We start from the raw sequence: 14,589 nt of genomic DNA on the forward strand, positions 1-14,589 counted from the left end.
GTCCAGAATAATTTATTGAAAATTCATAATTATGTAACATAAAGGGGATTTCAACCTACCTCAAACAAGACTGCTTGTTAGTTGTGGGAGAATCAAACCTTTTTTAATTAATAATTAATAATTAGCTTGAATTTAATTACTGGACGTTTATTTTTCTTGAAATGTCCATACTCCTTCATCCCAATCTGAATCTGTTGGGGGTGATTGTAACCAATGCTGACAACGTAGGAGATGCAACATAGCAGCTTTGTCTTGGTTGTCTGCTGCCAAAACTTTGGCAAACTCAGCTCTAGCAAAGGAAAACTGACGATTGAGGTAATACTCGCGCCCTTTGTGATAGTGCTCAATCACTTGCAATTTTTCGCTTTCAATAGGATTGGAACGCAAACCCAGTAATTCATATATCGCTACTGGCTCATTTCTGCCTTTGACACGAATGTAATCTAGCTCCCTAGCCCAAATATGATCTTGGCATGGTTTAAAAGTGTTATGGCTAATAATAATATCGCAACCATACTGTTTACTGACACTTTCTAATCGAGAGCCAAGATTAACACCATCGCCAATAGCAGTAAATTCCATCCGTTTACTAGAGCCAATATTCCCACTAATCACGGTATCGGAGTTAATACCAATGCCAATCTTGATTCTGGGCTTATCATCTGCGTAGCGACGTTGATTAAATTCGTGCAGACGAACGCGCATTTCTAAAGATGTTTGCACTGCCATCCAAGCGTGTTCTTCCAAAGGTAGGGGAGAACCAAACACAGCCATGATGGCATCGCCGATATATTTGTCAAGGGTGCCTTTATGTTTAAAGACTGCCTCCACCATTGATTCAAAATATTCATTGAGCATACTTACCACTTCTTCTGCTTCCAAGTTTTCTGTCAAAGTGGTGTAGCCGCGAATATCGGAAAATAAAATCGAAACTTCTTTGCGATCGCCTCCTAGTTTAGCATCATCCAATTTCAGCAATTCTTCGGCTAATTCCTGGGTCATGTAACGGTACATCGTACTCTTGAGCCGCTTTTCATCACTGATATCTTCCATCACCACCAGCGCCCCACGGACTTGCTCTTGGTCGCTAGCATCAGCAATTGTGTTAATGGATAAATTAATACTGTGCTGTTCTGTACCAGTAGTTAGGAGGGTGCGATCTGGGTAATATTGCTGGCGGCCTTTTAAGTCGGCTGCATGTAAAGCATCCTGATACCACTTACTAAAGTCACCTTCTTTGATACCGATCGCATCAGTAACTAATTTACCTTCTAAACGGTCTTCTGGCTCCAGTCCTAGCAAACGCTTGGCACTTTCATTAGCGGCGATAATTAACCCGGCTTTATCAGTGGAAACCACTCCATTGGAAAGACTACGCAGAATGTCCCGTTGCATTTGTTCTTGTTGCTTGACTGTGGCAAACAACTGGGCATTTTGCAGTGCTACTCCCGCTTGAATATTAAAAGCTTCCATGAACTCTTCATCGTTGCGGTCAAAGCTAGCTTGGAAGCAGTCGGGAGCTTTGGGCCAATCAGCTGGATTATAAGGTGGAAAATCCCCGGATTTCTTTTTATTTACGAGTTGGGTAACGCCAATCAGTTGTTGATCGGCGTTAAACACTGGCATACAAAGCAAGCTACAGGTGCGATACCCATTTTGCTGGTCTAATCGTTGGGCTGTCTCTGAGTCAGGATCGTAGTATAAATCAAAGGCAATATTCAGTTTCTTACCAGAAACCGCCACTAGACCAGCAAAACCTTTACCTACGGGGACTCGCAACTCCTTGGTTGAACCATCATCCTGGGTGATTTTCGTCCATAATTCATGGCGATCGCGGTCTATTAACCATAGTGTACTGCGATCAGCATTCATCAGTTCCTTGGCTTCATCCATCACCCGCTTGAGGGTGTCTTCTAAGTCGAGACTGCTTTGAGAGAGGGACTTGATCGCCTTCATCAGCGCCGCCACTGCTCTTTGTTTTTGGGTGGCTACATAAAAAGAGCGCGAGGATTCTAAAATTAGGCGAATCGAAGGGGCAAATTCTTGAAATAATTGTTCGTCAGCACAGATAAAACCTTTGGTATCAATGCGCTCTGCAAGCGGAGCATCGGGATTATTCCCAGATTTTAATTTATTCAGTAATTGCACTACTGCAACTAATTGCCCATGTTCATTTAACAACGGCAAAGCCAGCATAGTGTAGGTGCGATAGCCAGTTCTTTTTTCTTGTTCTTGGGCAAAATGCGATCGCGGGTCACTATAAAAATCAAAGGGAATATTAATAACTTGCTTGAAGGTGGCAACTTCCCCAGCAATGCCTTTATCGGCGGGGATGCGAATTTCTAAAGAGCGATCGCCCTCACCCTCAGCCAGAATTGACCAGAGTTCTTGTTTTTCTTCATCCAATAAAAATATTGTCGTCCGGTCTGCCCCCAGCAATTCCCCGGTTTTCAAGGTAATCGAATGCAACATTTCTTGCAGAAGAGTTTCAAACCCCTGAGAATCCAGCATTGATAGGGTTTGATGGACAATCTGTAATTTTTGCTCGACATCCTTAACGACCTGTTTAAAAGTATCTTGAGTCAGGGGAGCAAGAAACGTAGAAAAAGTTCCTTGTCTTGTGGCAAGAGCACCCACAGGAGCAGAATTTGCTTGTAATTCGCGGTTTTCTTGGTTGTGAACACCAATAATCAAATCGGCGGTCTCCCCACAACTTCCTTGATACACTGACATAACCGGTATTTTATATAGCAGGATGAGATTTTAGATTTAACAATGAAATTAAATTTATGTAAGTGGTGCTAAAAGCAACATATTTATCCATAGTTTAATCGCTTGTTTAGCTAGCGTCATCCTGTGGAGGAAGGTGGAAGTCAATTACCTATGACCAAAGTGCAAATACAGTCATACTCCGAACGCTCGCGGACTCGCTACCGCTGCGCTATCTTTTTAAGCTCATCCCACCCTTAAAAGGAGATGTCACGTTGGCTGATGAAGGTTGACGGTTGATAGTCAACAGTTAACGGCGGCAGGGCGGCTATCCCGGACACCCCAAAAAGCAAGTGGGCTTACCGCCGCCTTGGTAATAAGTCTAATAACGCGATCGCCTTTATCAATTCCTCTGGATCTACAGGCTTGGAAATATGCTGTTGAAATCCGACGGCGATCGCTTGCTGATAATCCATCTCGCCAGCATAGGCAGTTAAGGCGATCGCTGGAATTGTCCCGCCTTGCTCTGGTTCCAAACTCCTCACCTGTCGCATCAGCATGTAACCATCCATTTCTGGCATTCCGATATCGCTGATGATCAAATTTGGCTGGGATTGACTCAGTGCAGTTAAAGCTTCGATGGCTGAGGCTACAGCAGTTACAGTGGCGCCATATTGCTCCAACATGAAAGGCAAAAACTCTCGCATATCTGCGTCATCATCCACCACGAGAATCTCTAAGCCAGACAAGGGTGAAGGCTGATCTTCCACAAATGAGGAATTATCTTTTGCATCTTTGATTCCTTTGCTTTCATCCTGTAAGCATGGAAGTTTGACAGTGAAAGTTGCTCCTTGATTTTCGCCCAGGCTTTCTGCTTGAACAGCCCCCCCGTGAAGTTCTACAAGATGCCGGACGATCGCTAATCCTAAACCTAAACCGCCAAATTTTCGAGTTGTGGCACCATCTGCTTGACGGAAATAATCAAAGACATAGGGTAAGAACTCAGGTGCAATCCCTTTTCCTGTATCAGTTACACGAATTTGTACCTGTGAGCCAACTTGCTCTAATTTAATTTTTACCAGTCCTCCGGTAGGAGTAAATTTAATGGCATTGGAAAGGATATTCCAAAAGACTTGTTGCAATCGATTGGTATCACCTAGAACTTGCCCGACACCAGATTCAAGAATTGTCTGAATCTGGATAGACTTAGCCTCCGCCGATAAACGCACTGTCTCCATTGCAGATCGAATAGTTAATGCTAAATCAACAGAACCGAAGTTGAGGTTAAGTTTACCCTGAAGGATGCGGGAGACATCAAGCAAATCTTCAATCAATTGGGTTTGTAACTTGGCATTGCGCTCAATGGTTTCGAGGGCGCGATCGCTTGTTGCTTGATCAAGCTTGCGGGTTCGCATCAGTTTTGTCCAACCCAGAATTGGGTTAAGCGGTGTTCTCAGTTCATGGGACAGCACGGCTAGAAATTCATCTTTGATGCGGTTTGCTGATTCAGCAGCGCTTCGTGCCCTTCGTTCGGCTTCGTAGAGATGGGCACGAGCGATCGCTTGGGCGCATTGTTGAGCAAGAGCCAAAATAAAGGCTTGATCTTCCTCACTCAGTTGTTGAGGCTGGGCAAATCCCAAAGTTATACCTCCAACTGCCCAACCTTCTACCATCAACGGAATAGAAATCCAGGCATTAAAATCATATTGGGCGTAAATTTCTGCTAAATGCGGGTAACGAGCTACGCGATTTTCTGTTGGTTCAGCCCAAACAGGTTGCCCAGTCCGCACAGCTTCTGCTAAAGGAGAGGGTGAATTGATGGCAAAATTACGCCAAGTATCGACCAAATATTGGTTATAGCCAACCGCATGCACAATTTCCAGTTCAGTTTTACTTTCATTCACTAAGGCAACGAGGGCAGAATTGGCTCCCAAGGCAGCCATGCTCTGCTCTACAATCACTTCAGATACTTGGGCTGGTGTCAGCAATTCTGAAAGGGCAGCAGTGATGGATTGGAGACGGGCAATCCGCTCTAATGCTTGTTCTGCTGTTCTTTGTGCTTGCTGCGCTTCTTGGTAAAGGCGGGCATTATCGATGGCGATCGCAGCTCGATGGGCAACATCTTCCGCTAATGACAAGTCAGCCGTGCTGTAACGACGTTCTGATTCAGCAGTAATAAATGAAATGGCACCAAAAATCCGTTCGCGTGCCTTTAAGGGCAAAATCATACAGGATTTTAAACCAAGTTCACGCACAATCCTGAGATGTTCTGCGTCTAAGATGCCTTTTACTAAAGCTGCATCTGGAATTTCAGTTACTATTTCAGCATACCCTGTACGCAGCACTTTAGGCACACCTTGAGGTTCATCCAACTTTCTAGGATAACGCTGATGAAGTTCCCAACCGAGTTTAACTTTCTCTGGATCTCGGTGGGCAACTGCTACCCGATTAATTGATTGGTTATCTTGCAGCAGATCAACGCTGCACCAATCGGCGAAGTAAGGCACAACTAGGTTAGCCACAGTTGCTAGCGTGCTTTCGTAATCTAGAGAAGAGGCTAGTGTTGCGCTGACTTGAGCTAAAAACGCTGCTCGTTGCTGATCGGCTTCTGCTTCCAGACGGGCGGTTTGCTCTTGAATCAGTTGGATACGTTCGACTTCAGATTGTTTGCGATCTGTAATATCAAGCACAACACCACTCATGTGTGTAGCTTTACCTGCTTCGTTAAAAAAGGCTTTTCCTCGACAGGCTGCATAGTGGATACTGCCGTCATCTAGAATAATTCGATATTCTAAGTCATGCTCCACGCCTTCGTTAATCGCTCGACTCAACGATTGAGCCAGCAATCCTCGATCATCTGGATGTAGACGAGCTAAAATTGCTTCGGATGTGCCAGCAAAAGTTTCAGGTGTTAACCCAAATAGTTGATAAATTTGCTCATCCCAGTCAAAGCGATCGTTGGCAATATCCCAACTCCAAACACCGATTTGAGCAGATTTTAACGCCAGGTTGAGTTGTGCTTGGCTGTTTTCTAGACCTTGATAAAGACGAGCATTTTCTAGGGAAATGGCAATTTGAACTGTTAATATTTTCAGTACGGAAAGTTTTTCCTGTGTAAAGGCGCTGGAGATAAGATTGTTTTCTAAATATAAAATACCCAGTAATTTCGATTGACGGGCGATCGGCAAACAAAGTACAGATTTAGGTTGCTTTTGAATTACATACTCGTCTTTTGAAAACAGATTTTGCTCAGTGGCATTTTGCAAAATCACTGTTTCTTGAGTTCGCTGAACATAATTCAGGATTGATTGAGGAATAACTTGTGAAATTTCGCCCTTTAATACAGGTCGAGAAACATTGAGCTTTTCTGCTTGGGGATTAACCTTAGCTTCTACTTCGATCACCAGATTTTGCTCGTTTTCAAGCAACAAATAACCGATTTCTGCTCCTGCTTGCTCGATGACAATTTGCATTAATGTCTTTAACAATCGCGAAAGAACAATTTCACTAGATATGGTTTGAGAGGCTTTAACTACTGATAAAAAGTCTAAATGCTCACCTGTAGTGATAAACGTTCCGTTAGAGACAAGCTGTTGTTGTGGCAATAACTGAGGATAGGATTCTTGGAGGTGCTTGACTTTAGCAGATGCCTCCCAGCGTATATAGGCGTTTTTAGCTTCTTGCAAGTAGGTTTTGGCAATTAATTCAAACTTCCGCTCCGAATAAAACTTAGCGCCTAGCTCATTAGCCAAAGCTTCATATTGTACAAATCCCTGCTCACGGGCTGAAGCGATCGATTGCTCATACAAGCGCATTGCTTCCAAGTCCCTACCTTCAATTCGAGCTATTTCAGCAGCGACCAATTGAGACTTGTGTAAAAAGTTAGCATGACAGTGACTTGCCCAGTATTGCAATTGCTGCTGATGGGATTCTAGGGTTTGCAAAAACTGTTCTTGTTCTTGAAAAGAGACTGTTGAATAAAGAGTTGTTAGAGTCAGCGAGTAATATAAAATATAATCTGTTTCAATTGGTAGTGCTAATGTTTTAACTGGAAATATTGATAATTTTAAAGCGTATTTTAGTGCTTCTGTATATTGTCCGTAGGTAAAAAAGATAATTAATTTGATAATATTATAAAAAATAATTCCACTGACAAAGCCTGCATCGGTAATTACAGATAATGCGCGTGATTCATCAAATTCATCATTATTTAGAGTCAGGTTTTGGTGAGTGAGTCCGCGCAGATTCATCAGTAGCATCTGCTGTAGTCTGATTGTCTGATAAACAGCCTCATGTTTAGACTGGCGGGCAAAGGCAGTATATTTTTCTAGAGATTTGTATGTCTCTGCAAGTGGAGAACCTAACTGGATAATTTGCCATGAGCCTTGATAGCCGTTGTAATTCGCCATCGTGACATCACCTGCTTCTACACAGCCGATAAATCCCTGCTCTAAAAAGGGAATATCAGTAGCAATATGGTTACGCCAAACGTTGATATGACTTCCATGAATATGCAGAACAACTCCTCTAAGTTTCAAGTCATGCAACTTTTCATTCAATTGAATTGTCATCTCAGAAAATGCGTAGCCTGTGGGAATATCATGGAAGATGGAAACTAACAACATAGCGTACATGCTGTAAGCAAAACAGGAGTCTTCCGTATTACCAAACTTGAGTGAATAGTTAACTGCTTTAAGTACGACTAAAGGAAAGAGATGAGGTCTACCGAGATAAGTAGGCGGGCCTAAAGTAGTCAACAGACTAATCACTGTTTTAATATTGGAGTCTTGGATTACTAAAGCATTAATTAAATCGGATATTTGTCTATTACCTAGATTGGTTAATACCTGGTTTTTTTCAATTGCGATCGCAGCTTGCACTTGCTCATGTGTATCAGGGAATGTCACCCCAAAAAGTTTTAAAGCTTCTAATCCTAGTGTCAGCGCTTCTTCATATCTACCTGCAACTTGGTAGAGCCTGATTTGCAGCATATAAATATTAGATTTATCCACATGAGAAGCAGCTTTATTAAATAGTATTTCAAATAATTGTTCTGCTTGTTCTAAATTTCCTGTTAAAAATTCACACTCAGCTAGTTCTCTGAATAAAATAAATGTTTGTTCATATTGTTCAGTCCAGTTATTCTCAGTTAAAAGATTCATAGCTACGCTCAAAAATCTTTTAGCCGGAGTATAGGCTGTAGATGCTTTTGCCTTCTTACCAGCGATTAAATTCAATCGTACCAATTCATCTTTTTCTGTCTTTTCAACAATTAGATCCACAGCGAGATTGAGTTGATTGACTAAATCAAAAATTTGCTCGTTAACTTGTTCATGACTAGCATTCTTCAGCAAAAGCTGCCCAATCTTCAGGTGAACAGCCGACTTTGATTCATCGGCAATTAATGCATAAGCAGCTTGTTGAACTCGGTCATGGTAGAAACGATAGCTTTTCTGGGTAGTTTCATCTGACTCAATGGAGATAATTAATCCTCTTAAAATTGCATCAACAAGTGCATTTGCCGTTTCTTCAATAGATTGTTCACCAACAATTGCTAAAACTTCTAAATCAAAGCGATTACCAATACAGGAGGATAACTTCAGCACCTGTTGAGTTGCTAATGGCAGTTTTTGCATCTGCACAATCATCAAACTGACAATATTATCTGTAATACCTTGGGCTTCAATCTGAGCTAGATCCCATTGCCAAACACGATGTTGGCGATCAAAATTCAGCAGATTCTCTTGATGCAGTGTTTTCAGAAACTCATTGACAAAAAAAGGATTACCGTCAGTTTTTTGGATAATCAATTGAGCAAGAGTTTCTACTTGTTCTCCTGAACTATGCAAGGTATCAGCAATCAACTGATTTACATAAACAATATTCAAGGGAGTAACAAGAATATCGGTGGTTCTTGCTCCATATAGGCAAACCTTCTCCATCATCAAACTAAAGGGATGCACAACATCTACTTCATTATCTCGATAGGCCAAAATAAAGCAGAGATATTGGATACTAGACCCAGTAATGACAGTTTGAATTAAATTCAAAGTAGCACTATCTGCCCACTGCATATCATCTAAAAATACAGTGAGTGGATGCTCTTTTTGAGCAAAGACACTGATAAAATTCTCAAACACCAAATTGAATCTATTTTGAGATTCAGCAGGCCCCAACTCTGGTATAGGAGGTTGTTCTCCAACAATTAATTCAACTTCTGGAATTACATCTGTGATTAATCTACCATTATTCCCTAATGCTGTTTGTATTCGCTTTTTCCAAGAAGTAAGTTGATCTTCAGGCTGCGTTAAAATTTGTCTAACAAGTGTTTTAAAAGCTTGAACAATAGTGGAATAAGGAATATCTCGTTTGTACTGATCAAACTTACCACAGATAAAAACGCCGCGTTCTCTTACAATGGGCTTGTGAATCTCCTTCACTAGAGAAGATTTACCAACACCAGCATAGCCAGAGACGAACACAAGTTCTGGTTTACCTTGGTGAACAACTCGCTCAAATGCTTGTAAAAGCTTTGCAATCTCTTGTTCTCGCCCATACAGTTTTTGGGGAATTTGAAAGCGCTCTGAGATATCTTGCTCACCCAAAACAAAGGATTGGATTTCTCCAGTTGTCTCCAATTGCTTTAAGCACCGTTCCAGATCAAATTGCAAACCTAAAGCGCTCTGATACCTCTGTTCTGCAACCTTTGACAGCAATTTTATGATGATGTCACAAAGCATTTGAGGAATATCAGAGTTTAGCTTTTTCGGGGATGGCGGAGATTTGGCGATATGGCAATGTACCCACTCTAAGGGGTCTTTGCCTTGAAATGGTAGCTGACCTGTGAGCATCTCATAAAAGGTGACTCCCAGCGAATACAAATCGCTGCGATGGTCAATTCCTCGATTCATCCGCCCGCTTTGCTCAGGTGACAAATAAGGTAAACTGCCTTCAATGCGACTGGAACTGCTAATTATTTGTTGCTCATATGGAATGAAGGCAGCAATTCCAAAATCGGCGATTTTGACCTGACTGGTTTCGAGGTTAACTAAGATATTTTGCGGCTTAATATCCTTGTGAACAATATGATGAGTGTGAATTTGTGCAAGTTTGCTGGTGATTTCAATAGCAATTTTTAGGAACGAAACAGGTTCTTGAAATTGGTCTAGCAGCTGGTCGAGCGATCGCGCCTCAAAATCCTCCATAATTAAATAAGGAATTCCCTGGTGCATCTCTAAGGCGTAGGCTTTGACTGCGGCTGTGGTATTTAACCTTTGAGCGATCGCATACTCATGTTTGAGTTGTTCAGTATTATTGGGTGTACACTGTTCTGGACGTAGGCTTTTGATAATTACCGGACACTGATCTTTAACTTTGATTCCACGGTATATGACTGCTTTTACCCCTGCTTTTAACAAAGTGACAATTTTAAATCCGGGTAATGCAATCATCATGCCAAATACTCCAGCAGTGTTTCTTTAGGGATAATCCGAGATTAATTGTATTTTAGATACATTTCCTTGGGCAGATGAAATTTAGATGATATCAGTTTTGAATAATCACTTATGCTGACTCACAAACCAAAAATAAGCTAAAATTCAAGCAGAGTAAGCATTTCCCGCTCAAAAACTCCCATGCTTGATAACCTGCAAACCCAAATTTACCAACTAGAACAATTTGCCAACAGCCTAGTTTCTAACCAACTGACACACCTTAGCATGGTGAGTGTTGGTATCATCTTTGCCGCTGGCTTGCTCACCAGTCTTACACCCTGTATGCTTTCTATGCTGCCAATTACCATTGGTTACATCGGCGGTTATGAAGCCAAAAGCCGCCTACAAGCAGCTGCCCAATCAACCTGGTTTGCTTTAGGATTAGCTACTACATTGGCAGGGTTGGGCATCATAGCAGGTTTAGTGGGAAAAGTCTATGGTCAAGTGGGAATTGGTTTGCCGATTATCGTCAGCATTATTGCCATTCTCATGGGGCTGAACTTATTAGAAGCACTGCCTCTGCAATTTCCATCTTTGGGCGAAACGAATTGGATTTCGCAAGATTTACCAGCAGGATTGCGTTCTTATTTGCTGGGGCTGACTTTCGGCTTAGTGGCATCCCCTTGTAGCACTCCTGTTTTAGCGAGTTTGTTGGGTTGGATTGCCAATACACAAGACTTAATTTTAGGTGCTGTTTTGCTACTTTCTTACACAGCCGGTTATGTAGCACCGTTGATTTTGGCAGGTACTTTCACAGCTTCAATTAAAAAGTTACTAGAATTGCGTCGCTGGTCTGGTTGGATTAACCCAGTTAGCGGTGCACTATTGGTAGGATTCGGTGTATTTTCCTTGATTTCTCGGATTCCCCTTGGCAGTTTTTAATATCAATACCTTTGTTAGATTTTACACATAATGACTTTAGAAGATTCAGCGTCCAAAGAATTAAAATGGTGGGCACTACCTGGGAAGTTCTTACGCCAAGAGCTTTTGCCTATACTGACCAACTTACGACTAGCGATCGCACTATTGCTATTGATTGCAATCTTTAGCTCTACTGGTACTGTAATCGAACAAGGTCAATCACCCGCATTTTACCAAGCCAATTATCCAGAACATCCAGCTTTATTTGGTTTCCTAACTTGGAAGGTAATTCAGGTAGTTGGGTTAGACCACGTATATCGTACTTGGTGGTTTCTGGCATTACTCATTTTATTTGGCACTAGCTTAACTGCTTGTTCTTTTACCCGTCAGTTGCCAGCCTTAAAAGCTGCCCAGCGCTGGAAATATTACGAAGAACCACGGCAATTTCAAAAGTTAGCTTTGAGTGCAGAACTAGATACTGGTTCTCTAGATTCCTTAAACCAAATATTACAGAAACACCGCTATAAAATTTTTCAAGATCAAGAAAAAGAAAATCTCCTCTATGCCCGGAAGGGAATAGTTGGACGCATCGGCCCAATTATCGTTCATATTGGCATCGTCGCTATTCTGCTAGGGGGAATTTGGGGGGCGATGACTGGGTTTCTGGCTCAGGAAATGGTTGCTAGTGGCGATACATTTAAAGTGACAAATATCGTCGATGCTGGCCCTTTAGCAGCAGCCCAAGTCCCGAAAGATTGGTCTGTGCGTGTCAATCGTTTTTGGATTGACTACACTCCATCTGGCGGCATTGATCAATTTTATTCGGATATGTCTGTCTTAGATAATCAGGGAAAGGAAGTTGACCATAAGAAAATTTTTGTCAACGAGCCTTTGCGCTATCATGGCGTAACTTTCTATCAAACGGATTGGGGAATTGCAGGTGTTCGCGTTCAATTTAACAACAGCCCCATTTTTCAGCTACCGATGGCGCAATTGAACACCAACGGGAACGGGCGCATTTGGGGAACCTGGGTTCCGACCAAACCGGATTTGAGTGAGGGTGTCTCCCTGTTAGCCAAAGACTTGCAAGGGATGGTGTTAATTTATGATCCCACAGGCAAACTCGTTGATACTGTCCGCGCGGGAATGTCTACCCAAGTCAATGGTGTGAAGCTGAAAATTCTGGATGTTATTGGTAGCACTGGCTTACAAATTAAAGCCGATCCAGGTATACCAATTGTTTATTCAGGGTTTGGCTTGCTAATGCTGGGTGTGGTGATGAGTTACTTCTCCCATTCGCAAATATGGGCATTGCAAAAAGGCGATCGCTTGTATATTGGTGGCAAAACTAATCGCGCCCAAGTTGCTTTTGAACAAGAGGTTTTAGATATTTTAGATCGGCTGAGTTCACAGCCAAAAGGTGAGGAGAAAGAGGCGGCGATTGAAGTTTAAACGCATAGGTAGGCAAAGTAATCCTCTGCGTTTAAAATGTCTCCTACTTTTGGTGACGTACTTCAACAACGGTATGTACATTACCGCGAGGCGTGAAATCTGCTTTCACCGTGACTTCTAACGGATCACAAGCAGCCACAAAATCATCCAAAATTTGATTGGCAGATTCTTCGTGGGAAATGTAGCGATCGCGGTAACTGTTAATGTAAAGCTTAAGTGCCTTCAATTCCACTACCCGTTCATCAGGCACATAGGTAACGTAAATTGTCGCAAAGTCAGGATAACCAGAAAACGGACATTTACAAGTAAATTCCGGCAAAGTAATGTTAATGTCATATCGCCTTCCCACACGCGGATTTGGAAAGGTAATTAGTTTACCCTCCGCAATATCGCGTTCGCCATATTTCATTTCTTGGCTTGTCTGGGATAGATTTTCAGATATTTTGTCAGTTGTCATTTGTTATTTGTCATTAGTTATTTTATTTATTTTTACGTCCTTTTAGTAATTTTGTAGCTTCTTAACTCCTAACTCCCTAGAGGCGCGATTAATCGCGTCTCTACGCACTCAATACTCTTCCTTTTCCCAGTCTGGACAATTCTCATCTTCACAACCGTGGGGATGCATGGCACAAACTAACAAATTACCACTATAAACTTGACCGTGGTAGTGAGTACAACCGATACAGGCAGGATTTTTTTCGGCTGTGGGTTCAACTGAATAAGGAAAACCAGGATCTACATCTGCTACAATGTCTTCCAGTTCCCAGTAAGCTTCCAACATTGGTTCAGCTAAATCCTGTAAATACTGATCAACTTCAGTGACAATATTAGGAACTTGCTCGGTAATTTCTTCTGTTAGCTCAAAAAAAGCGTCTACCATTTCACTCATTCCCAGGAAGAAACGCTCTACTTCATCAGCCACTGTCTCAACGATTTCCACTAAATCTTTTTGCCACTGTTCCATAAACTTGACACCTTTGCAGGCTATAAACAGGACGCTTTGTGTTATCTGGCTCGAAGCACTCAAGTACACACTAGGCAATGTATCTTATCAAGTTTCTATCTGAAGTGCCATGTCAAAGTGCCACTTATGACTGATATTTCTATCAAAGAATGCTTTTTATTGATCGCGCTGCAATCGTTTTAACTCATCTTGCAGGTTTAGCACTTCTTGGCGTAATTTATCCACGTTCTCATCAGCTGATCCCTCTTTCACCGTTGGTTCTTCATCTTCCTCTAAAATTTCAATGCGGCGAGGTTCAGAATGGGGTGTTTTCTCAGAGGTTTCACCAGATGCTTGGGGCTGTTGGGCTTGCTTCATCATATCTTCAACGAAGCGGCGGGCTTCTTCAGTGTTCATTTCACCCTTTGCCACCATTTCATCTGCCAGTTTTTGGACTTGCGATCGCACTTCCGCTAATTTTCCCCCTGCTTTCTCACCCGCGTAAGAAGCTAATCCAACACCGAGGTAAAAAGCTTTTTGAACAATATCTCCAAAACCAGGCATTGTTGCTGAACGCTCCTAAAAATAGGGCGACCCGGAGACTACGCCTACCACAAGCCTCCCGTGTTGCTGCTACCTTCCGGTTCTGACAAGATTTGGGTGTTGCAGTCGCATAGATCCAGGTCTTCTAAAAGCATAGCATTAAAATTCAGTAAGTGTGTGTTATTCCATAACAATTCGCCATTCATAAAGCTGATAGTTGACGCAGCCGTTTTGCACCAATGGGTCATCAGCTACAATTGCTTCTGCTTCAGCCTTTGAGGCTGCCTCAAACAGCAACATCCCTCCTCTTTGCTCCGCCCAATAGCCTGTTCGTGCTTTGTGTCCTTTAGCAATCAAGTCCTGAATGTAGGCTTTGTGGGCAGGTACATATTGGTCAAAGGTCGGTTTATCGACTTTGCCTTCTTCAATCTTTACAAACCACGGCATTTGCTTCTTAACTCCAGCTACAACAGACATATTGCTTTAGTCATTGCTATTTTTGAGTAGCATTTAAGTAGCAATATACACGAGCTACAGCTATTTACTGAAGATTTAACTAAAACAGCAGAAGCGATACATCTGTGACTG

8 protein-coding genes and 1 other RNA gene are annotated in these 14,589 nt (G+C 42.1%); 2 read left to right on the forward strand and 7 right to left on the reverse strand.

All coding sequences use genetic code 11. The features are described from left to right. Positions 1–147 precede the first annotated feature (147 nt). Entirely contained in the window at positions 148–2,733 is a 2,586-nt protein-coding gene (locus ACEYW6_RS05290; RefSeq protein ID WP_412978908.1) for a GAF domain-containing protein, read from the reverse strand. A gap of 335 nt (positions 2,734–3,068) precedes the next feature. Then, positions 3,069–10,163 carry an AAA family ATPase gene (locus ACEYW6_RS05295; RefSeq protein ID WP_412978909.1) on the reverse strand — a complete coding sequence of 2,365 codons (7,095 nt, stop codon included), beginning with the start codon at positions 10,161–10,163 and terminating at the stop codon, positions 3,069–3,071. Positions 10,164–10,343: 180 nt separating this feature from the next. On the opposite strand from ACEYW6_RS05295, the gene ACEYW6_RS05300 reads away from it, so the two are divergent. Beyond that, complete coding sequence (locus tag ACEYW6_RS05300; RefSeq protein WP_196512959.1) at positions 10,344–11,084, forward strand: cytochrome c biogenesis protein CcdA; 741 nt, start codon at positions 10,344–10,346, stop codon at positions 11,082–11,084. 30 nt (positions 11,085–11,114) lie between these two features. Next, complete coding sequence (locus ACEYW6_RS05305; protein ID WP_190896024.1) at positions 11,115–12,515, forward strand: cytochrome c biogenesis protein; 1,401 nt, start codon at positions 11,115–11,117, stop codon at positions 12,513–12,515. A 43-nt stretch (positions 12,516–12,558) separates the two neighbouring features. Here ACEYW6_RS05305 and queF read toward each other — a convergent pair whose 3' ends face one another. The 5 genes from queF to ACEYW6_RS05330 form a co-directional block, all read right to left on the reverse strand. Then, entirely contained in the window at positions 12,559–12,972 is a 414-nt protein-coding gene (gene queF, locus ACEYW6_RS05310) for a preQ(1) synthase (protein WP_190896026.1), read from the reverse strand. A 108-nt stretch (positions 12,973–13,080) separates the two neighbouring features. Continuing rightward, positions 13,081–13,479 carry a hypothetical protein gene (locus tag ACEYW6_RS05315; RefSeq protein ID WP_196512962.1) on the reverse strand — a complete coding sequence of 133 codons (399 nt, stop codon included), beginning with the start codon at positions 13,477–13,479 and terminating at the stop codon, positions 13,081–13,083. Between the two features lie 156 nt (positions 13,480–13,635). Continuing rightward, positions 13,636–14,022 carry a phasin family protein gene (locus tag ACEYW6_RS05320; protein WP_190896030.1) on the reverse strand — a complete coding sequence of 129 codons (387 nt, stop codon included), beginning with the start codon at positions 14,020–14,022 and terminating at the stop codon, positions 13,636–13,638. 25 nt (positions 14,023–14,047) lie between these two features. Continuing rightward, positions 14,048–14,144: signal recognition particle sRNA small type (gene ffs / locus ACEYW6_RS05325), an RNA gene on the reverse strand. 37 nt (positions 14,145–14,181) lie between these two features. Beyond that, a complete protein-coding gene (locus ACEYW6_RS05330) occupies positions 14,182–14,448 on the reverse strand; it encodes a YciI family protein (protein WP_190896032.1) in 267 nt (88 codons plus the stop codon). Positions 14,449–14,589: the final 141 nt, after the last annotated feature.

Source organism: Nostoc sp. UIC 10607 (genome assembly GCF_047228265.1).
Lineage (GTDB): Bacteria > Cyanobacteriota > Cyanobacteriia > Cyanobacteriales > Nostocaceae > Nostoc > Nostoc foliaceum_A.